Source organism: Pseudomonas sp. UF-293, from assembly GCF_058245595.1.
Map to the genome: position 1 here is coordinate 1 of NZ_JBSICA010000025.1, position 21,113 is coordinate 21,113.

19 protein-coding genes and 1 pseudogene are annotated in these 21,113 nt (G+C 61.2%); 5 read left to right on the top strand and 15 right to left on the bottom strand.

The features are described from left to right. Positions 1–380: pseudogene (locus AC4IHP_RS21575) on the top strand (hypothetical protein); the annotation flags it as partial. Positions 381–514: 134 nt separating this feature from the next. On the opposite strand, the gene AC4IHP_RS21580 reads toward AC4IHP_RS21575, so the two are convergent. The 13 genes from AC4IHP_RS21580 to AC4IHP_RS21640 all read right to left on the bottom strand — a co-directional run bounded on the left by AC4IHP_RS21580 (position 515) and on the right by AC4IHP_RS21640 (position 16,143). Next, entirely contained in the window at positions 515–2,158 is a 1,644-nt protein-coding gene (locus tag AC4IHP_RS21580) for an arylsulfatase (protein ID WP_490832697.1), read from the bottom strand. 20 nt (positions 2,159–2,178) lie between these two features. Next, positions 2,179–2,973, bottom strand: coding sequence for a cyclase family protein (locus AC4IHP_RS21585; protein WP_490832698.1), 795 nt, complete (start codon positions 2,971–2,973; stop codon positions 2,179–2,181). Further along, positions 2,951–3,952 (bottom strand): NAD-dependent epimerase/dehydratase family protein, encoded by a 1,002-nt coding sequence (locus tag AC4IHP_RS21590; protein ID WP_490832699.1) that lies wholly within the window; start codon positions 3,950–3,952, stop codon positions 2,951–2,953. Before AC4IHP_RS21590 ends, AC4IHP_RS21585 begins: the two co-directional genes overlap by 23 nt. Positions 3,953–3,961: 9 nt before the next feature. Beyond that, positions 3,962–4,945: a fumarylacetoacetate hydrolase family protein gene (locus tag AC4IHP_RS21595; RefSeq protein ID WP_490832700.1), complete on the bottom strand. Its 984-nt coding sequence runs from the start codon at positions 4,943–4,945 to the stop codon at positions 3,962–3,964. Continuing rightward, positions 4,942–5,523: a cupin domain-containing protein gene (locus AC4IHP_RS21600; RefSeq protein ID WP_490832701.1), complete on the bottom strand. Its 582-nt coding sequence runs from the start codon at positions 5,521–5,523 to the stop codon at positions 4,942–4,944. Before AC4IHP_RS21600 ends, AC4IHP_RS21595 begins: the two co-directional genes overlap by 4 nt. A 13-nt stretch (positions 5,524–5,536) precedes the next feature. Next, a complete protein-coding gene (locus AC4IHP_RS21605) occupies positions 5,537–6,784 on the bottom strand; it encodes an MFS transporter (protein WP_490832702.1) in 1,248 nt (415 codons plus the stop codon). Beyond that, positions 6,774–9,248: an efflux RND transporter permease subunit gene (locus AC4IHP_RS21610; protein ID WP_490832703.1), complete on the bottom strand. Its 2,475-nt coding sequence runs from the start codon at positions 9,246–9,248 to the stop codon at positions 6,774–6,776. Before AC4IHP_RS21610 ends, AC4IHP_RS21605 begins: the two co-directional genes overlap by 11 nt. 4 nt (positions 9,249–9,252) lie before the next feature. Beyond that, positions 9,253–10,344, bottom strand: a complete 1,092-nt coding sequence (locus AC4IHP_RS21615) for a WD40/YVTN/BNR-like repeat-containing protein (protein WP_490832704.1) — start codon at positions 10,342–10,344, stop codon at positions 9,253–9,255. 58 nt (positions 10,345–10,402) lie between these two features. Next, complete coding sequence (locus AC4IHP_RS21620) at positions 10,403–11,791, bottom strand: DUF1329 domain-containing protein (RefSeq protein ID WP_490832705.1); 1,389 nt, start codon at positions 11,789–11,791, stop codon at positions 10,403–10,405. A 12-nt stretch (positions 11,792–11,803) separates the two neighbouring features. After that, positions 11,804–13,501 (bottom strand): DUF1302 domain-containing protein, encoded by a 1,698-nt coding sequence (locus tag AC4IHP_RS21625; protein WP_490832706.1) that lies wholly within the window; start codon positions 13,499–13,501, stop codon positions 11,804–11,806. Positions 13,502–13,558: 57 nt separating this feature from the next. Then, the gene (locus tag AC4IHP_RS21630; RefSeq protein ID WP_490832707.1) at positions 13,559–14,695 is read right to left on the bottom strand and encodes an FAD-dependent oxidoreductase; all 1,137 of its coding nucleotides are present in this window, start codon (positions 14,693–14,695) and stop codon (positions 13,559–13,561) included. A gap of 86 nt (positions 14,696–14,781) precedes the next feature. Further along, positions 14,782–15,192 carry a Rieske (2Fe-2S) protein gene (locus AC4IHP_RS21635; RefSeq protein WP_490832708.1) on the bottom strand — a complete coding sequence of 137 codons (411 nt, stop codon included), beginning with the start codon at positions 15,190–15,192 and terminating at the stop codon, positions 14,782–14,784. Positions 15,193–15,201: 9 nt separating this feature from the next. Beyond that, positions 15,202–16,143, bottom strand: a complete 942-nt coding sequence (locus AC4IHP_RS21640) for a VOC family protein (protein WP_490832709.1) — start codon at positions 16,141–16,143, stop codon at positions 15,202–15,204. A gap of 259 nt (positions 16,144–16,402) precedes the next feature. Here AC4IHP_RS21640 and AC4IHP_RS21645 point away from each other — a divergent pair, with 259 nt between their 5' ends. Both AC4IHP_RS21645 and AC4IHP_RS21650 read left to right on the top strand, forming a co-directional pair. Further along, complete coding sequence (locus tag AC4IHP_RS21645) at positions 16,403–17,365, top strand: LysR family transcriptional regulator (RefSeq protein ID WP_490832710.1); 963 nt, start codon at positions 16,403–16,405, stop codon at positions 17,363–17,365. Between the two features lie 59 nt (positions 17,366–17,424). Next, positions 17,425–18,582 (top strand): alpha/beta hydrolase family protein, encoded by a 1,158-nt coding sequence (locus tag AC4IHP_RS21650; RefSeq protein ID WP_490832711.1) that lies wholly within the window; start codon positions 17,425–17,427, stop codon positions 18,580–18,582. A 339-nt stretch (positions 18,583–18,921) separates the two neighbouring features. On the opposite strand, the gene AC4IHP_RS21655 is transcribed toward AC4IHP_RS21650, so the two are convergent. Both AC4IHP_RS21655 and ycaC read right to left on the bottom strand, forming a co-directional pair. Then, on the bottom strand, positions 18,922–19,122 hold the full coding sequence (locus AC4IHP_RS21655) for a hypothetical protein (protein WP_490832712.1): 201 nt from the start codon (positions 19,120–19,122) through the stop codon (positions 18,922–18,924). A gap of 143 nt (positions 19,123–19,265) precedes the next feature. Continuing rightward, complete coding sequence (gene ycaC, locus AC4IHP_RS21660) at positions 19,266–19,895, bottom strand: isochorismate family cysteine hydrolase YcaC (RefSeq protein WP_016774235.1); 630 nt, start codon at positions 19,893–19,895, stop codon at positions 19,266–19,268. A gap of 206 nt (positions 19,896–20,101) precedes the next feature. On the opposite strand from ycaC, the gene AC4IHP_RS21665 reads away from it, so the two are divergent. Both AC4IHP_RS21665 and AC4IHP_RS21670 read left to right on the top strand, forming a co-directional pair. Continuing rightward, positions 20,102–20,365, top strand: a complete 264-nt coding sequence (locus tag AC4IHP_RS21665) for a hypothetical protein (RefSeq protein ID WP_217850025.1) — start codon at positions 20,102–20,104, stop codon at positions 20,363–20,365. Beyond that, the gene (locus tag AC4IHP_RS21670) at positions 20,362–21,099 is read left to right on the top strand and encodes a Fic/DOC family protein (protein ID WP_460119948.1); all 738 of its coding nucleotides are present in this window, start codon (positions 20,362–20,364) and stop codon (positions 21,097–21,099) included. The genes AC4IHP_RS21665 and AC4IHP_RS21670 overlap by 4 nt, the downstream gene beginning before the upstream one ends. Positions 21,100–21,113: the final 14 nt, after the last annotated feature.

The window sequence follows — 21,113 nt, forward strand, 5'->3', positions numbered from 1 at the left end:
ACATTGTGGGAGTGAGCTTGCTCGCGAAAGCGCTGGGTCAGTCGGCGAAGATGTTGAATGTGCCGCCGCTTTCGCGGGCAAGCCCGCTCCCACAGGAGACTTGTGGCGCCACCGAATCAATGGTCAACACGGAACATTGTGGGAGTGAGCTTGCTCGCGAAAGCGGTGGGTCCGTCGGCAAAGATGTTGAATGTGCTGTCGTCTTCGCGAGCAAGCCCGCTCCCACACGTTTTTGTGGCGCCACCAAATCAATGGTCAACACGGAACATTGTGGGAGTGAGTTTGCTCGCGAAAGTGCTGGGTCAGTCGGCAAAGATGCTGGATTTGCCGCCGCCTTCGCGGGCAAGCCCGCTCCCACAGGGGTTTTGTGGCACCACTAAATCAATGGCCAACACGGAACATTGTGGGAGTGAGCTTGCTCGCGAAAGCGCTGGGTCAGTCGGCAAAGATGTTGAATGTGCCGCCGCTTTCGCGGGCAAGCCCGCTCCCACAGGGGTTTTGTGGCGCCACCAAATCAATTGCGCGCCGGAAACACCACTCCGACCCGCCGCGCATACGCCATCCACGCGGCCTTCAACCGCTCGACCGTCTGCGGTTGCTTGCTCGCCAGATCAGTCGTTTCACCGCGATCGCGCGCCACATCGAACAACTGCCACTGCACCGGCTGCGCAGCGTCACCCAACCCGACCTGCGGGCGCATCCCCAACAACTTCAAATCTCCCTCGCGATAATAGGCATTGCCAAACAGCTCGCCGGCCAATGCGCCGTCGGCATGCGGGCTGCCCTTGCCCGCCAGCATCGGCAGTAGCGAGCGGCCGGTAATCGGCTGCTTGCCAGCCTCATTCGGCACGGCAATCCCGGCGAGCTCGAGAAAGGTCGGCGCCAGGTCATCAACCCGTGCCACACCGCGCTCGATGCCCTGACGACGCAACGCCTTGGGCAGTTGAATGATCGCCGGGACGCTGATGCCGCCCTCGGCCGTGGTGCCTTTGAACAGGTGAAACGGCGCCGCGCTGACTTCGGCCCAGCGCAGGCCGTAATCAACTTGCGATCCCACGCGCCCGAGGTTGCCCAGGCTGTTGTCAGTACGCGGTCCCGGTGGATAGAACTGCCCATGGTTCTCGCCCGCCGCGCCGTTGTCGGACATGAACACGATCAGCGTGTTGTCGTACTGCCCGCTCTTGCGCAGGTAATCGAGCAGTCGGCCGATGTTGTCATCGAGGTTATCGACCATTGCCGCGTATATCTCCATTTTTCGTGCGGCGACCTTGCGCTGTTCCGGGCTCAGTTGTTCCCAGCCCGGCAGTTTCGGATTGACCGGCAGCGGCTGCGCAGGGTGCGCATCCGCGGCGAGCAGGCCGAGCTTTTTCATGCGTTCGATCCGCGACAGGCGCACGCTGTCGTAACCCTCGTCGAACCTCCCTCGGTATTTGTCCAGGTACGCTTGTGGTGCCTGCAAGGGCCAATGCGGCGCGGTGTAGGCGGCATAAGCAAAGAATGGCTTGCCGTCTTGTTTGACGTTCTGCAGATAGCCGATCAGCTTGTCGGTATAGAAATCCGTAGAGTAGAAATCTTCCGGCACCTGCACGGACTGACCGTTCTCGCGGTAATGCACTTGTTCGATCTTTGTCGGGTCGACAGTCTCCGGTTTGAAGTGCGGCGCGCCCCCCTCAAGTAAGCTGAACGACTGGGTGAAGCCCCGTCGGTCCGGGCCCTGATCGGCATCCAGGCCCAAATGCCACTTGCCCGCCATCAACGTGTCATAACCCCCGCGCTGCAACAGCTCGGCGACCGACCAGGCTCTCTGATTCAGGTAGCCCTCATAACCCGGTTTGCCGCGCTGGAACGGCTGCAATGCTTCGGCCATGGTACCGAGGCCGACCAGATGATTGTCGGCTCCGGACAGCAGCATCGAGCGGGTGATCGAACAGGTCGGCGCCGCATACAGGCTGGTGAACTGCAAACCATCGCGGGCCAGTTGATCGAGGCTCGGCGTATGGATCTCGCCGCCGTAACTGCCGAGGTCGGAGTAACCCAGATCGTCGGCAACGATTAGCAGAATATTTGGCTTCACCGCAGCATCGGCAGCCAGCGCCGCTCCGCTGCCAAGGGTCAGCACCGCGCAAAGCATGGGCCAAAACGTTCGCAAAACAGGCATAAGGACTCTCTTGTTATTGTTCAGTCTTCGAAAATCGCCACCGCGCGGACAAATCCTGCCGAAGCATGTTTGATCTTGTAGGGGAAGCACGACACGGTAAAACCGCTGGCCGGCAGTTGGTCGAGGTTGGCGAGTTTTTCCATCTGCCCGTAACCGATGTCACGCCCGGCCTTATGACCTTCCCAGATGATCGAAGCGTCGCCGCTGGCAGCGAATCGTTCGCGAGTGTATTTGAACGGCGCGTCCCAGCTCCAGGCATCGGTACCGACCACCCGCACCCCGCGCTCGAGCAGATAAAGCGTCGCCTCTCGACCTATGCCGACACCGGCATCCAGATAACCCGGCTGGCCGAACAGCGCGCCGGCGCGGGTGTTGATCAGCACGATATCCAGCGGTTGCAGCTCATGCCCGATGCGCGCCAGCTCGGCTTCAACCTCGGTAGCAGTGACCACATGGCCGTCAGGCAAATCACGGAAATCCAGTTTCACCCCCGGTTGCAGGCACCAGTCCAGCGGCAGTTCGTCGATGCCAAAGGCCGGTTCGCCGCCGTCGGTGGTCGAGGCGTAATGCCAAGGCGCGTCCATGTGCGTGCCGCTATGGGTGGTGATGTTCAGGCGCTCGGCGGCCCAGGATTCATTTCCGGGCATTTGCTCAAGTTGCAGGCCGGGGAACATCGCAGCCATTTCCGGCCAACCTTGCTGGTGATCCATGTAATCGATCTTCGGCAGCAGCGGCGGCGGGTCCGTGTAAGGGTTGTTGTCGAGGGTCACCGACAGGTCGACCAGACGACGTTTACGCGCGATGGGCTTTGACATGGGTAATCTCTCCGGGCAATGGCAGATGCCGATAAGGGGCGGGATTCAAGGCATTGCGCAGCAACGCGGCGACATTGCCGTCATGGCTGAAGCCGGCCGCGCGGGCTTGTGGGGTCTTCAGGGGCGGCAGGCGCCCGAACAGCGTTTGCAGAGCTGCGTCGGGAGCAAAACTGATCAGCGAGCGGCGCTGTTCGCCATAGACTGCCGCCAGCGCATCGATCACCTGGGCAATCGACAACTGCAGCACCGGCAGTTGCCAGACTCGCTGCTGCGCCACGCTGCCGTCCAGTTCGGCAGCCTGAATCAGGTTGCTCACACAGCAGCGCGCGGACATCCACCACGCCGTCGCTTCGGGCGACACCGGGCAGCAATAGTCGACATCTTCGGCAAAGGCGCGCAGCAGGTCGCTCATGAACGCCGAGCGCAAGCCGTTGGGCTCGCGCGGGCGGGCGACGATTCCCGGAAGGCGCACCGCGCGGCCATCCACTTCACCGCGCCTGGCCAGATCCATCAGCGCCTGCTCTACCATCGCCTTGTGCGTGCCATAGGACAGTTGCGGGCGAATCTCGGCCTGCTCGTTCATCTTCGCTGGCAGGTCGGCGCCGTACACCGCGACGCTGCTGGCATACACCAGCACCGGCGGTCGTGTCTTGTTGCGCAGTTGGTCAAGCAATTCCAGGCTCGCCAGCAGGTTGACCTGATAGCCCGCCTCGTAATGTTGTTCCGCCGCGCCCCCCGGAATGCTCACCAGATGAAAAACCACGTCGATGCCATCGGCGAGCACCCGGCGCATCAACGCTGCGTCGGTCACGCTGCCGCTGTGTCGACGCAGACGCGGGTCGTCCGGCAAGCCCTGCACTTCGGTGTCCAGCGCCAGCAACGAACGAATGACCTGTCCGCGCAAGCTGCCCCGCGCGAGTAGACAGCGCAGCAGTTCACGGCCGACGAAACCGTTGGCGCCGGTAATCAATACACGCATGGGCATTCCTCAGCCATGGGCCTTGACGACGCGCTGGTCGATGGCGCCAAAAAGTGAGCGGCCATCGCTGCCAATGACGTCCATGCGCACTCGATCGCCAAAGCGCATGAAGCCGGTTTGCGCTCCACCCTGCTCGATCATTTCGATCGCGCGACGCTCGGCAATGCACGCCGAACCGGCGCTGCGTTCGGCATTCGACACGGTGCCGGAACCGATCAGCGTGCCGGCGCGCAAACGCCGGGTCAGTGCGGCGTGGGCGATCAGTTCACCAAAGTGAAAATTCATCTGCCCGCCGTGCGGCTGACCGAACCGTTCGCCGTTCCACTCAACCTGCAGCTGCAAATGCACACGACCTTCGTGCCAGGCTTCGCCGAGTTCGTCCGGAGTAATCGCCAGCGGCGCGAAACTCGAAGATGGCTTGGCCTGCAGAAAGCCGAAACCGGTACGCATTTCCCGTGGTGCCAAAGCGCGCAGGCTGACGTCGTTGATCTGCAGAATCAGCTTGATGTGGGCCAGGGCGTCTTCAGCCGGGCAGCCCATCGGCACATCGTCAACCAGCACAACAAACTCGCCTTCGAAGTCGATGCCCTGGCTTTCGCTCGGCAACTCGATGTCATCGCGTGGGCCGATGAAATCATCGCCGGCGCCCTGATACATCAAAGGCGTGTGGTCGGCGCCTTCGATCGGATCGAGGTTGAACGCCTTCTGCATCAGCGCGCCATGGCTGAGAAACGCCGAGCCGTCGCACCACTGATAGGCACGCGGCAACGGCGCCATGGCTTGCGCGGGATCAAAGGCAATCGTCTGCCTGAAGTCGCCCTCCTCCAGCTGCCGCGCCAGGGCCTGCAAGCGTGGTTCGACCACTGACCAGTTTTCGAGGGCGTGTTGCAGCGTCGGTGACACAGCGCTGGCGTCCAGCGCACGGGTCATGTCACGCGAGACAACAACCAGGCGGCCGTCGCGAGTGTTGTTTTTCACAGTAGCGAGTTTCATGCCGAGGCTCCCTGGCGCTGTTGCAGTTCGGCGGCAAGGCGCCCGTCGAGAAGAATGAAGACCATGCGTGCCATAGCCTCGGTGCGGTTACTCCACGCGTGGTTGGTGCCGCGCTGCACGACCACGTCGCCGCGCTTGAGCTGCACTTCCTGATCGTCAAGCACCAGCCACACTTCGCCCTCGGTGACGATGCCGTAATCGAGGGTTTCGGTGCGGTGCATCAATTTGTGCCGGGCGGAGGCATCGCCGGTGCCGGCGTGGGACTGGCCGATCTCGGCGAACACTGCTGCTGCGTCGGCGGCGCTGACCTGGTTCTGCACGCTGTCCGGCGGAATATCAACGACGCGGATCACACTGCCCTGCGGGTCGGGACTCAGTTGTAACGGCTTGCGTGTCGGGTCGTCGCCGTTGTCGAGTACGGCCGGGCTGGCGCTGCTGTTCCACAGTTCATGAAACACCGTGCCGGGTACCGCTTGCAGGGCGAATACGCTGGCGGTCGGGCCGCAACTGGCGATCACTGCGCGGCCAGCAGCATCATGCCCGGTGACCACGCGTTTGAAGGGGGGAAGCGCTTGCATGGAGATTCCTCGTTCAATGACCATTGCTGATGGAGTCGTGACTGCCGACAGGCGCACGCGGCAACAGACCGCCGAGCTTAGGCACCAACAGACAAAACAGCGCCACGACCAGTTGCAGCCAGCCGATGACGGCCAAGGCTTGTGGCAGGACAGAAACAGCGCCGGCGGTGATGGCGAGCACCACCAACGGGCTGATGAATTCACCGGCGAAAATCGCCGCAGTAAAACAACCGGCGGCGCGCCCGCGTTGCTCGAAACCGACCTGCGCCATGATCCAGGTGATCAGCGTCGGCAACATCAACCCAATACCCAAACCATTGACCAGCACCGCAACCACCACTTGCACATGGCTGCTCGCACCGGCCATCAACAAACCGCCGATACCCGCCAGCCCGTAGGCGATCAGCAGCAGATGCTGGCTGCGCAAGCCACTAAGCAGGCGAAAACTCAAGGCCCCGACCAGCACACCGAGCTGGTTGGCGCCCATGGTCATGCCGATCTGCTGCGGCGCATCGACGTGCAGCAGATTGAGCAGGTAACCGGCCTGCACCGGCACGATGAACAAGCTCAGCCCGGCCAGCAGTGCCAGCGCGTACATCGGCGTCAGCGCGCGCCATGGAAAAGCGCGTTTCACCGGCTGCGCAAGGGTTGAGGCCGCTGGCACACGCGGTTGCGGTTCCCAGAGCTGCCAGGCCATCAGCGGAAGAAAAACCAGCCCCACCGCGTACAGCGCGAACGGCGTGCGCCAGTCGTTCTGGCCGAGAAAACCGCCGAGGGCGATGAACACCGCTGCCGACAACGAGGTCGCGACCATTTGCAAGGCGAACAGGCGTTCACGCCGTGCGCCGCTGTAGTAGTCGCCCATCAACGTGGTGCAGCAGGTCATGATTCCCGCCTCGGCCAGACCGATGCCGGCGCGGCTGGCGACAATCGCCGGCAACGACTCGAGCCACAACGGCAACACCCCGCACAGCACATACAACGCCATGCTCGCCAGCAACAGCGGCTTGCGTCCGAGACGATCGGCGATCACCCCGGCAAACGGCGCGAGCACGGCAATCATCAACGCCGGCAAGGTCAGCACGATCGGCACCAGCACCGCATTGCCCGGCACCTCGGCGAAATGCGCCTGCATGCGCGGCAACACCGGCGCAAGCAATACCGCGCCAAGCACTGGCAGACAGCTGCCGAGCAGCAACAGCAGCGATTGCGACAGACCGGCTTCACGGCTGTGGGTTGGCACTGCAAGTTCAACGGCCATGACAGGTCTCCCGGTGGCGCGATTGATGAACGTCGGCGGCGACAGCACTGGGCGGTTGCACCACGTTGACCACCTCGATCGAGGCTTCGACACCGCTTTGAGTGCGCTGCGCCGGCAGCAGGAAGTACGCCAGTGCCGGCAGCAGGACCAACGCGCCGACCATGTTCCAGACGAACATGAAGGCCAGCAGAACGCCCATGTCGGCCTGGAATTTGATCGGCGAGAAAATCCACGTCGCCACCCCAATCGCCAAGGTGATACCGGTGAGCATCACCACTTTGCCGGTCGACACCAGCGCGCGGTAATAGGCCTCCGACAGGCTCGCGCCCTGACGCAGATGACCGAGCAGAATGCTCATCACGTACAGCGCGTAATCGACGCCGATACCTACACCGAGGGCAATCACCGGCAAGGTCGCCACCTTGACGCCGATATTCAGCCAGACCATCAACGCCTCGCAGAGGATCGAGGTGACGATCAGCGGAATCACAGCGCACAGCGTCGCGCGCCAGGAACGGAAGGTGATCAGACAGAGAATGATCACCGCGCCATAGACCCAGAACAGCATTTCGCGGTTGGCCTGCTTGACGACGATGTTGGTCGCCGCTTCGATCCCGGCATTGCCGGCGGCGAGCAGAAATTGCACGTCCTGATTGTTGTTGGCAGCGGCAAATTGCTCGACGTGCTCGACCAGCCGCGTAAGGGTTTCGGCCTTGTGATCAGTGAGGTAGGCGTAAAGCGTCAATAGGCTGCAATCTTCGTTGTACAGGCCACGCGGTGCGCTGGCGGTGATCATGTTGAGCATCGCCTGATTGTTCTGCAGCTCGTACCACTTGGCACTGCCTTCGCTGAGGCCGACCAGCATGCGTCGGTTGAGCAAGGCCAGTGAATTGGTCGAATCCACCCCCGGCAGCGCACGCAGTTGCCAGTCCAGCGCATCGACTTTGGCCAGGATGTCGTAACGCGCACACTGCCCGGGCGGGGTCTTGACCATCACCGCGAACAGGTCGCTGCTGGCGCCGTAGTGCCGGGTCAGAAACGCGTCGTCCTGGTTGTAGCGCGAGTCGGCACGCAGCTCCGGGGCACCGGCATCAAGGTCGCCGATCTTCAATTGCAGGCTGACGACAAAGCCCATCGCCGCCAGCGCCAGACTGATGGCAATGCACAGGCTGGCCCAACGCCTGTGGGTGAACAGGTCGAGAAAACGCCAGAATCCATGTCGGCGCTGGCCGGCCTGTTCGCCTTGCTCGCTTTTCAGGCTCAATTGCGCCGCTCGTGGTGTGACGCCGATATAGGACAGCAGCACCGGCAGCAGGATCAGGTTGGTGAAAATCAACACTGCCACGCCGATGCTGGCGATCACTGCCAGATCCTGAATCACCTGGATCTTGATCAGCATCAGCACGGCAAAGCCCACTGCATCACACAGAAGCGCGGTCAGCCCGGCGAGGAACAGTCGGCGAAAGGTGAACCGCGCCGCGACGACGCGATGCATGCCACGGCCGATGTCCTGCATGATGCCGTTCATTTTCTGCGCGCCGTGGCTCATGCCGATGGCGAACACCAGAAACGGCACCAGCACCGAATACGGGTCGAGTTGATAGTCGAACAGCGGTAACAGGCCGAGCTGCCAGACCACGGCCACCAGCGAGCAAAACACCACCAGCACGGTGCTGCGCAGGCAGCGGGTGTACCAGAACAGCACCGCCGTGGTGATCAGAATGGCCACGGCAAAGAACAGCAAAATCTGCTTGAGCCCGGCAATCAGATCGCCGACTTTCTTGGCAAAACCGGTGATGTGGATGCCGACCTTGTCGCTTTGGTATTCGCTGCGCAGCGCCTCCAGTTGCTCGGACAACGCTGAATAATTCAGCGCCTGGCCGTCGCTGGTGGTAGCCAGCAGCGGGACGTAAATGATGCTCGAGGTCTGATCGAACGCCACCAGTTGCCCGAGTTCGTTGGAGCGCTGCACATTGCGGCGCAAGGCGTCGAGGTTGGCTGGCGTGCCGGCGTAATCGTCGGGGATCACCGGGCCGCCATCCAGTCCTTCTTCAGTCACCGCCACCCAACGGGTGGCCGGTGTCCACAACGATTTCATGTAGGCGCGATCGACACCCGGCAACAGGTACAGTTTGTCGCTCAGCGTCTGCAGGGTTTTCAGGTAATCGGCGTCGTAGATATCGCCCTGACGGTTGGCAACGACGATGCGCAATGAGTTGCCCAGACCGCTGAGCTGTTTCTGGTGCTCAAGATAATTGGCAATGTACGGCTGCTGCGTCGGAATCATTTTCTCGAAACTGGCATTCAGTTCGATGCGCGTAGCCTGATAACCCAGCACCAGCGTGGTGATCAGACACACCAGCAACACCCACAGCCGATGGTTGAACAGCGTGCGTTCCACCAGCGAACCGGAGCGCGGATCGAAACTCGCCAGGCTGACCGTGGCGTTGTCGAATGACTTCATGACCTCACTCCGAAGCAATAGCGGTGGGTGGCGCCAGACGCGTCAACCCGGTGAACCCGGCCAGCACAAGGCTGCCATCGGCGGCCTGCACGACGCTGGCGACCGGTTTGGCCAACGGCGCGCCATAAGGCCGCAACTGCGCATCGGCTTGAGTGCGGAACAGCGCGCCGCTCTGATTGACCAATAACAACTGGCCATCGGCGGTGCGGATCGCGTCGCTGAAGGAGACTGGCATCGGCACTGGCGCCGGGACGAAACTGGCGCCGTTGTCGCGGGACACGAAGGCGTTGCCCTTCAAGCCCGCGGCCAGCAGAGCGCCGTCTGCGCGCACCTGCAAGGCGAAGAAACTGCCGCTATAGGGGCTGTCGAGGGCGGCGAAGGACTGTCCGCCATCCTCCGAGCGGGCCAGATAACCCTGCTCGCCGGCGATGAACCACTGCGCGCCGTGCGCGGCGAGTGCATACAGATGTGCCCCAACCGGGTTGTCGATCTGGCCGACCAGCGACTGCCAGCTCGCCCCGCCGTCCTCGGTTTTGAAGGCGAGCCCGTAGGCGCCAACGATCAAACCGTGGCGGGCGTCGCTGAACTTCAGCGCCAGAAAGGGTTTGTCCGCACCTTCAGCGACCAGGCGCTCAGCGGTTAGCACTCGCGCCGCGGCCGCATCGGCATCGCTGGCGATGGCCGCTTGTGCGCGGGCCGCGTCCAATTCGAGCTGCGCGGCGCGGCGGCCGTCCAGTTGCACCTGCCAGGTCTCCCCCGCATCGGCGGACATCAGCACCGCCCCGCCATGGCCGACCGCCCAGCCGTGTCGGGCATCGACAAATTGCACTGCCGTCAGGCTTACCGACACCGGCACGGACGCCTGACGCCAAGTGATACCGTTGTCATCAGAGAGCAAGACGATACCGCGCTCGCCCACCGCCACCAGCCGCGCGCCGGCCTGTGCCAGATCGAGCAACACCGCGTGTTCAGCCTGCGGCGCGTGCATCGCCGGAGTGCTCAATACATCGCCGACCGCTGCTTCGGCTGCGCTCAAGGGCAGTGCCAAAGGCAACGCCAACGTCAGCAAGCCCACCAACTGACAGATTCTGTTCATAGCCACCTCGAAACCAGTGTGAAACCGGACCTCGACCTGCGTCGCGGTCCGGCTCGATTCAGCGAACCCCGGCACCCGCCATCGCCGCCGGTGAGAATTCCGAGGCCTTGTAGCGATCGACCACGCCGTACTGCTCAGCCAGACCGGTGTAGACGTTTTGGATAAACCAGGCGCCGGACGTCAGGTCATAGAAACCCGAAGACAGCTGCGCCTGCGCCGGCAGGTCCGGCAGAACGGCGGGCAGCGACCACAGGGTCTTGGCCAGTTGGCCGTTGGCGTCCCAGCGATCGCCAAGCATCGCTTGCCAGGTGTCTTCGTCGAGGTAGTAGCGGCCCTTCGGCAATTGGTGGCGCTTGCCCGGTGCCAGCTCGGCATCGATTACCCACACGCGATGCAGCTCCCAGCGCACGTAATCGGGGTTCATGTGATGGGCGGAGAACAGATCTTCGGGTTTGTTGGCGGTGAGGACCTTGTTGGTGTTGTAAGGGATGTACATTTCCTGCTTGCCGACCAGTTTCCAGTCAAAGCGATCCATGCGCCCCTGGAACACGCTCAATTCATCGAACGACATGACTCCGGCGGTGGCCGGTGTCGGGGTGTCACAGCAAGCGTTGGGCAACTTGCGCACGCGGCGCTGGCCAGTCAGGTAAACGTGGGCCTGTGATTTGTCGCCGTTGATATTGGTGCGGCCCATGATCTGCTCACCGGCGCGCAGCGGCGGGCCGACGTTGAGCAGGCGGAACAGCCAATAATCGCCGGCGAACGTTTCCGGCGAGCCGTCCTGGTAGTAATACGGCATGTCCTGAATCGCCTGGCCGTCGGTGGTCATCACCGACTTGCCGTCAGCGGTCATCAGGTAATGACGGAAGTGCATGGCCAACGAGGTCCCGCGCCAGTTCAGCACGTGGTTCCACATGGCTTCGGCGCCGTTGCGCGGGATCGGGAACGGAATACCGCCGAACGCACCCTCCGGTACCGGCCCGGCGCTGCTGTCCACCAGTTTGGCGCGGGTCGCGTTTTTCAGGGTGTTGTCATACACCCACTGCGGCGCGGCAGCCGAGCGCCGGGTCGGGTAGACGTCGATGCGATAGGTGTCCGGAAAGCGCTTGAACATTTCCCTGGTGCCGTCGCTGAGTTTGCTGGCGTACTGCGCAAGATTTTTTGAAGTGATGCTGAACAACGGTTTGTCAGCGGCAAACGGATCGCTGCGCTTGCCGCCCGGTTTGTAAGACGGCTCGACCTTGGTGTAACCGCCCTGCCAGGCCGGGATGCTGCCGTCGGCATTGCCGGCACGCTCGGCGCCCATCGGCGTCAGCGTCGTCGACAGTTTCGCTGCTTCCTCGGCAGTGGCGGCGCGCGCGCCATGGCTCAGAACGGCCAAAGTCCCCAGCAGTGCGAAACACACAGCCTTGAGTCGAAAGGCACGATGGTGATGATGAGAAGTCATGCGCAAGTCCTCTTAAAACGTGGTCTTGACGGAAAAGGCCAGGTAATCCCGATCCTTCAGCGATTGTTTGTAATTGAACTGGCTGAGGCCATTGAGGTTGGTGTCCTCGGCGCCGTAGTAATGGGTGTAGGTCAGGCCGGCGGTGACGCGGTCGAGGTAGGTAGCCGAGATGCCGATGTTGATGTCGCCACCGTTATCCGGGCCGAACGAGCTGACCACCGCTGATTTGCCCAAGGGGAAGTAGCTGACGCCCACCGGAATGCTGATATCGACGCCGGAGAAGAACTGCCGATAGGTCGGCGTGTAGACGAGTTTGAAACCGAGGCCGTCGTCGGTGGCGTTGGGGTCCAGCGCGGCGCGGTTCTTGGTCACGCTGAGCAGACGGTTCCATGCGACTTCGCCGACCAGTCCGGATTCCCGGGCGAGAAAGTTGGGGCCGAACGAGGCAATGACGTTGAGGTTGACGTGAGCCGTTCGACCCACCGCGTATAGCGCATCGTCATCGTTATCGGCGACGACGCCTGGCAGCACGGTCTGGCCGTTGGACACCAGCGGCATGTTCCAGCGCATCGACGCTTCACCGGCGAAGCTGTATTCGTCCATGGTCGTGGAAAAACTGGCACCAAGGGCGCGAATGTCTTCCGGGTAGACCCAGTAATACTCGCCGATCTGCCCGGTGCTGAAGTTCGGCGCACCCGCCGAAGGTTTCAGGTAAAGCTTGGGCGTCTTGTCGTGATACTGGATCGCATAGAGGCCGTATTCAACGCTTTCGGCGCTGTATTTCAGCTGCAAACCGCCCTGCCCCGAACTGCGTGCTTCCTTGTCATTGCCATGGAAAAAGGCCGCCGGACTCGCCGGATTGCCGCCGAGAAATGGCGGGAACGGTGCACCGACAATCAGCCGCTCGGTGCCCTCGCCGATGGTGTCGCTGGTGGAGAAATAGCTGCCCGCCGCCGGCAGGCGTGTCTCTTCCCATTCGAGCTGGTAGAAGCCGCCGAGCGAGATGTCGTTGGTCAACTGGAAGGTGCCCGACAGTTGATTGACCGGACGGGTGATTTCCTTGAACTGGGTGTTCGGCACCGACTGCGCCTTGACCACGTCGACCGGGGCCATGCCGCCGGCAATGCCGTTGGCGCCGAAGAACAGGCTCTCGCCCCAGATCAGACCGTGGCGTCCGGCGCGCACCGAGGTCGCGCGGTCGGCCAGTTCGCCGTTCCAATACACGAAGGCGTCGAGGATTTCCGCATCACCGCCGTGCAGGTGGCGGGTGTCATCGGTGAACTCGTCGTAATCCACCGAGCGTGCGTTGGCCCGGGACGGATCGTTGTTGTCATTGCTGCCTTGATACTCAGTGTCGTACCACCCCGCGCCACTCAAGCGTGCGCCGAAATCCCGATACGACAGATCGAGTTCGGACAGGATGTCGGTACGGTTGGAGATCAGGCCTTTCTTGAATGCGCGATCGCCGTCGTCCTGATTCAGCGCAACCTGACCTTCGGACAATTTGCTGCTCGGGTTTTGCGTGCGCCACGCGGCGCTGTACTTGACCGTGTTGTCCCAGCGCAATGTGAAATCCGGATTGCCGGTGTCGATGTCGAACGCCTGCGCCGCGTGGCTGCACACCACCAGCACGGCAGCGATACTCAAACCGAAGGGTGCAGACGAGCAGACCCGGCGACGCGCGAGCGCCGCAGTCGTTGAACTAACCATCGCGTTAACCTCTTGTTTTTATAGTGGTAACTGCTGTGGGTGGAGCGCCGTGGGCGGCTAGATCGGCTCGGCGGTGCGCGCGAGCATTTGCTTGACCAGACCGATGCGATCAAAGCTGCGGTCGTGTTGCATCTCCTTGTCGCCGGCCAGCACCGAGCTTTCGCTGATGTACTTGCAGCGCTCGAAGCGCCGCGCCATGAAGCGCTGCAACTGCGCCTCGACACTGCTCGCAGCGGACGAATCACGGGTGAGTTCTTCGCTGAGCACGATTGCATCTTCGATGGCCATGCCAGCGCCCTGCCCAAGGTGCGGGGTGGTTGCGTGGGCGGCATCACCGATCAGCAGCACGCGGCCGCGATGCCACGGTTCATCGACGAATACCACTTCCATCGGCTTGTAGACGACTTGGCGGCTGTCGGTGATTTGCTCGCGCAGTTCGCCGATCAGGCCGCTGAAGCCTTGCAAGCGTTGGCGCATCTGCGGCGCGAGATCGGCCGGGTCCATCCATGGGTTGGACGGTTCGTGGGAGGTCAGGAACAGGTACATCAGATCACCGGCCAGCGGCACCAGCCCGGCGTTGCCTTCGGCGCTTTGATAGTTGGCCAGGTGATCGATCTGTGGCGCGCGGGGGAAGTTGTAGCGCCATACCGACTGGCCAGTGAAACGCGGGGTGTAGGTGTCGCCGAAGACCAGACTACGCACTTTCGAAAACAGGCCGTCGGCGCCGACCACCAGATCGTAGACACCGCGACTGCCATCGGTGAACAGCACGTCGACTTTTTGGCCGTTGTCATCCAGCGTCTCGACACTCAGACCCAGCCGGACTTTTGCACCAAGGCCAAGGGCGGTTTCGCTGAGCACCTTGTGCAGCGCCAGACGCGAAATGCCGACGTTCGCCGGGTACTGCGGACCGGCCAGACGCTGTCCCGGAATCTGTGCCAGTTGCTGACCGCCCGGGCCGTAGATGGCCACATCTTCAAAGGCATAAGCGGCATCAAGGTAACCGTCGAGAACGCCCAGTTTGGCCATCTCGCGTACCACGTTGCTCTGCTGAATAATCCCGACGCCGTAGACCGTCCACTCGGATTTGAGCTCGATCAGGTCGACCTCGATACCTTTGCGCCGCAACGCGATGGCTGCGCACAAGCCGCCAATACCACCGCCCACGATCAGAACGTTGTTCACTGCACTCATGGCTCACTCTCTTTTTATTCTTGTGATCGAAGCAGCGTCTTGCGCTACGTCGTTGGGTGAAGCTTCCCGGCAAAGCAGGGATTTGACTAATCGCGAGTGGGGATGCGATGTATCGCCGTACGCGATACATCGATTGGTCCCGACACTGGCCTCGGCTCGGGCAGCAACACCCGCAGCCAACCGCCCTCTTCACGCCATTCCAGTGCCTCCAGCGATTGCCCGAGACACGGGCCGTAGACGCATTCGCCGGTGCTCGGCAGGAACTGCGCGCCGTGGGCATAGCAGACGATCAACCGGCCATCGGCCGACAAAAAACGGTCCTTGCGATACTCAAGTCGCACGTCCAGATGCGGGCAACGGTTGCGATAAACCCGCACCTGACGGCCATGGCGTAGAGCAAACAGACTGTCGCGCCCCTGCTGCAACGGATCGAACCCACGTGCCTGCCCTTCGACCAATTCATCCAGCCGACACAGCGGCCACTCGCGCTCATTCATGTCCCGGTCTCAACCAAGCTTCGGTGGCGGGCCGCCGGGCGCCCACTTTTCCTTGCTGCCAAACAGAAACAGCTGCGAGTTGTCCGCCGACAGCGGCGCACGCCGGGCTTCCCAGGCGTCATCGTGCTTGTCCATGTCGGCGTCATATTCGATGTGGCAGCCCAGCGGGCTGTTGAAGTACCAAAACCAGTTCGAACCAAACAGATGCCGGCCCGGGCCCCAGAAACTGGTCCAGCCCTTCTCCTCGAAGCGCGTGCCGGCGAGCAGCACTTCGGTGCCGCTGCCCATGTGAAAAGTAAAGTGTTCACAGCCTTTCATATGCGCAGGGGTCTGGATCATGAACAGGCAGTGGTGATCGTCAGAGCCGGCCGGACGCATGAACGGTCCGGCGCCGATGAAGGTATCGGTGGTGCGAAAGCCCAGACGCTGCGCATAGAACGCCTCGGCCCTCGCCGCGTCCGGGACGAAATACACCACATGCGACAGGGTCCGCGGGATGGCGCTCATCTCCGGGCTGATGCCGGGCTGATTGAGTGGACGCTGCGGCGCGTGGCCGGCGGCGTTGGTCAGATCGGCCGGGGCGCTGTAGGGCTTGCGCACGCTGACTTGAAAGGCAATCGCAAAGCCCATGTCATCAACGCTGTGCAGCACGCCGTGAGCGTCGCGGCTGACGGGCCGGTCGCGTGCCAGTTCGTCTTCGATGGCATCCAGGTCGCTGAGTGCGCCGACGCCATACACGGTTTCACGAATCGACGGCGCTGGGCCAATGGCCGCTGGCAGGTCGGGGTCATCGGCGCGGCGGATGATTACGGCGGTGCCGTCGAGTGCTTCGAAACGCCCGCCCTGACTGTCGACACCGACCGGCGCAAGGCCATAGTCGCGCAGGCAATCGGTACAGGCTTGGATGTCATCGACGCCAAAGATCAGGGCATCAAGGCCAATGATGTTCATGGCTTACCACTCCATTGAAATTATGATCCGGCGGCCGCCGCCGCAGACGCCAAAAAAGCGTTGGGCCAGACAGGAAACCGGTGGTGGTGTCGGCGGCTGTGGGCCGACTGCGGCGAAGATTGGCGCAAGGCTCGGCAGCTGACTAATCGCGAGTGGGGATGCGACCTATCGGCAAACGCGATACCTGCCTGGGTGGTTGACGCGCCGATGGAATCGTTCGAAGGTATTGGCAAAATAAATACAACAAGCGGACCTGCCCATGCGTTTCAACCACCTGGACCTGAACCTGCTGGTGGCGCTAGATGTGCTGCTCGAAGAGCAGAACATCACCCGCGCCGCCGAACGCCTGCACATGACCCAGTCCGCGACCAGCGGCGTGCTCGGGCGTTTGCGTACATATTTCGAAGACGAGTTGCTCGTTCAGGTCGGGCGCAAGATGCAGCCCACGCCCTACGCCACCGAGCTGGCCAAACCGGTGCGCGAAGTGCTGCTGACGATTCAATCCTCGATCACCGCCAAACCGGTGTTCGACCCGACAACAAGCAAGCGCCACTTTCGTCTGGTGACTTCCGATTACCTGATCAGCGTGCTTTTTGCTCAGGTGATCCAGAAGATCCATCAAGAGGCGCCGAACATCACTTTCGAAATGCTCGGCCCCAGCGACAACTCCGGCGAATTGCTGGTGCGCGGTGAGGTCGATCTGATGATCGTGCCCGAGCGCTACATCATTGAAGGTCACCCTTCGCAGCTGTTGTTCGAAGAAGAACATGTCTGCGTGGTCTGCCAGGGCAACAGCGCGGTTGGTGCCAGCCTGACTCTCGAGCAATACATGGAGATGGGCCACGTCTCGGTGGGTTTCGGCCGCACCCGGCACATGAGCATCGAAGAGTGGTTCATGAACCAGTACGGTTTCAACCGCCGTATCGAAGTGATTACCAGCGACTTCAACACCCTGCCCCAACTGATTGTCGGGACCCAGCGCATCGCCACAATGCACCAGCGCCTGGCCAATCTCTATGCGCGCTATCTGCCGCTGCGCATCCTGCCGCCACCGGTGAAAATTCCGCTGATGCGCGAGTACATGCTCTGGCACCGCAGCGTCGACGGCGACCCCATGCACCGCTGGCTGCGCGAACGCATCAGCGAGTTCATCCAGCATTTGGAGCAGCCGCCTATCGAGTCTCGCGATACCTCGTATCCGCCGTCACGATTGGCCAATTAACCGGTTGATCCTTAACGTGCCTTGCAAATGCCAAGGCAACCACAAGGACAACAAAAATCATGTTCCGCTACTTCCCGACCAACTACGTGTGGAATCTCTCGGTCGACCTGGCCATTGAAATGGGCGCCCGCATGGGCGAGATCGAGGCCATGTGCGCACCACTGCAAGAGGCCGCCAAACAACCGGACGCAGCCGGCACCAAGGCGTTTCGCGAGACCTGGGCGAAAATGGCCGACAAGCTCTGCGGCCTCGCCGAAGAAGACGAAAGCAATGGCCGGCTGCTCTCTGCCGGCGAGAAATACAACCGCGCCGCGACTTACTATCTGACCTGCGAGCGCCTGCAAGCCCACGGCGCGCCGGGGCGTACCGAGTTGTATCAGCGTTTTTTGCAGACCTTCAAACGCGGCATCGAACTGTCGCAGGAAAACTGCCAACGGGTGGAGATTCCTTATGAAGGCAAGCACCTTTCCGGTTTGCTGGTACGCGCCGAAGGCGTCGAGGGGCCGGCGCCTATTCTGGTGCAGGTCAACGGCCTGGATTCGACCAAAGAGATGAAATACCGCGTCGGCCTGCCGGCCTGGCTGGCCAAGCGCGGCGTGTCGTCGCTGATCATCGACCAGCCCGGCACCGGCGAAGCGCTGCGCCTGCATGGTTTGACGGCACGTTACGACAGCGAGCACTGGGCCAGTCGCGTGGTCGACTGGCTGGAAACCCGTGATGACGTCGACGTCAAACGCATCGGCCTCGAAGGCGTTTCTCTGGGCGGTTATTACTGCCCGCGCGCAGTGGCGTTCGAACCGCGCTTCGCCTGCGGCGTGGTGTGGGGCGCGAACCACGATTGGCGCAACGTGCAGAAGCGTCGCCTGGAAAAAGAAGGCAGCTTCCCGGTGCCGCATTATTGGGCGCACGTCTGCTGGGTGTGGGGTGCCAAGGATGTCGAGGAATTCATGAGCATCGCCGAAAATGTCCACCTCGACGGCGTGCTCGACCGCATCAAAGTGCCGTTCCTGGTCACCCATGGCGAACAGGATTCGCAGATCCCGCTGAAGTGGGCGCATCGCACTTACGAGCAGTTGGTCAACAGCCCGAAATGCGAGCTTAAGGTCTTCACCGAACGCGAAGGCGGCGTGCAGCATTCCAGTTTCGATAACAGCATCAATGCCGGCCACTACATCGCTGACTGGGTCGCCGAAACATTGGGCGGCCGTACGGCATAAGCGCTTCGTCAGCAACACCACACCACCCTGTAGGAGCGAGCCTGCCCGCGATGAGGCCCTCCGCCTCAACTCAATGGCGCCTGCCACACCGCCATCACGAGCAGGCTCACTCCTACAATTGACCGTATTCCTTCAGTTCAACCCGATCCCCCTGTGAGAGCGAGCCTGCTCGCGAAAAGGCCTTCCGCCTTAACATCAAACCTCCTGACCCACCGCCATCGCGCAATGCCATACCCTGCTCGCCGCCACCAACCTGAGCACCCTCCAGCCGCAAACGCAGGTGATCGAAAACGAAAAAACCTGCCATGAAGAGGCAGGTTTCCCATTGCCAGCGCTCGATCAGCGTGACGGCGGATGCTCCGTCGAAACCGAATTGGCCGCATCCACATCCGACATGTCTTCTTCTACAGGCGCCTCATCTTCCGGCGGCAAAGGCGCCTCGGGGTTTTCGCGCTTGGGATCGTGCCCGGTCTCGTTGTCGGTGGTGCGCGTCACGGCTTGTTGCGACTGGTTGCCCGGTGCGTTTTCATCAATGTCCATGTCGGTCTCCGAGGTGTTCAGCGATAGGTACCTGAATGTGTGAAATGCCGGCGCGTGACAAGTGCCCGGCAATGGACGAACGGCTTTCTGTAGAAAACGCAAAAGCCTGCTTTCGAGGCAGGCTTTTGCGTTGTGTTGGAGGCTTACTTCTGCTGCGTCAGCGCCGAGTAGCTGTTCATCAGGTTGCGGTAGTTAGGAATGCGCTGCGACAACAGATTGCCCAGGCCTTCAATGTCGTTGCGCCAGTCGCGGTGCAGCTCACAGGCCACCGAGAACCAGTTCATCATCTGCGCGCCGGCCTGAGTCATGCGGCTCCATGCGGCTTGTTGCACGGTGGTGTTGAAGGTGCCGGACGCATCGGTGACCACGAACACATCAAACCCTTCCGCCAGCGCCGACAGCGTCGGGAACGCTACACAGACATCCGTGACCACACCGGCAATGATGATCTGCTTGCGCCCGGTGGCCTTGATCGCCTTGACGAAATCTTCATTGTCCCAGGCGTTGATCTGGCCAGGGCGAGCGATGTACGGCGCGTCCGGGAACATCTCTTTCAGCTCCGGTACCAGCGGGCCGTTCGGGCCTTGTTCGAAGCTGGTGGTGAGGATGGTTGGCAAGTCAAAGAACTTGGCCAGATCCGCCAGCGCCAGCACGTTGTTCTTGAACTCGTTCGGCGAGAAGTCCTGCACCAGCGAGATCAGACCTGTCTGGTGATCCACCAGCAGTACGATAGCGTCGTCTTTGTTCAGGCGGTTGTAGGTTGGAGTGGTCATGATGTGCGTCCCTTTTCAAGTTTGAAGTTTTGTTGTTGCGTTCAAGTTGGGTACAGATTACTGACGCACAGCAAAGGGATAAATCGGCTGAAAAGCGTTTCACCGTCCACTCAAACCGGACAATGGCAAACGTTGAAAATGCTCGACGGTTAATCCGCCAGAACGTCGCCATGCTATGCTCCGACAGAGAAAACGAGGGGTTAACAATGAGCGAATCAGCCACTGACAGCGTCGCGAGCGAAGTTCGCAAGCTCGCGGAAAAACACAGGGTAGGCGCCGAGCGTGACGGCCTGAGTCGCATGGCGGTGACGATAACGCGGCTCGCCGGTGATGCCGTTGAACTGGACAGTGTTGAGCAACTGCTGGTCAACCTGAAGCGAAAGGGTGTCTTGAACAAGTCTGAAATCATGGCCTTACAAGGACGTTACCTTCAGGAAAAAAGGCATTCGAAGAAGCAGCTCAGCGCATGACGTTCGACCCCTTCGGCGATTTCGAAACTGAAGGCTACCTTCGCAACTCGCTCAAGCTGAAAGACCCGGCTGAAGTAAAGGAATCGGAACATCTCTCTTTCGAAGCCAGTATCGAAGACGCCCTTGCTCATCTGGCAAAAAAAAGATCCATCGACTATCAAGCGGTACTCAGAACTCATGAAATCCTGTTTGCCGGTTTCTACCCATGGTCAGGCAAAGACAGGAATGAGCTGGTTCCCCACCTCGCGGTTTTCAAAGGATCAAAAGACGATCCGCATCACACACCTTTCGAGCGACCTGAGCTGATCAAAAGATCCGTCGAATATGCGCTGGAGCTGGCTGCAAACAAAAAACGCTTCCACGAGCGCCCTGGCGAGGTGATGGGCCAATTGGCTTTCGCTCATCCGTTTCTGGATGGTAATGGGCGGACTATCCTGCTTGTTCACATGGAACTGTGCTACCGGGCCAAGTTTGCCATCGATTGGTCGAAGACCAACAAAGATGCGTATTTACGGGCGCTCAGCGACGAGATCCGCGATCCTTCCAGAGGCTACCTGGACGATTATCTGAAGCCTCACGTCGTAGACATCTCAAGCCGTGAGGAATGGCCCGGAGTGATTGGCGATATCAAAGGGTTGGACGGTTTGGACAAGGAAGGAATCGTCTACGCGAATCTGGACAATCCCGACATTCAGCAACTGTATGAAACCTACAGAACGCAGCCAATAAAGTGACTGCAGAAGCCTGC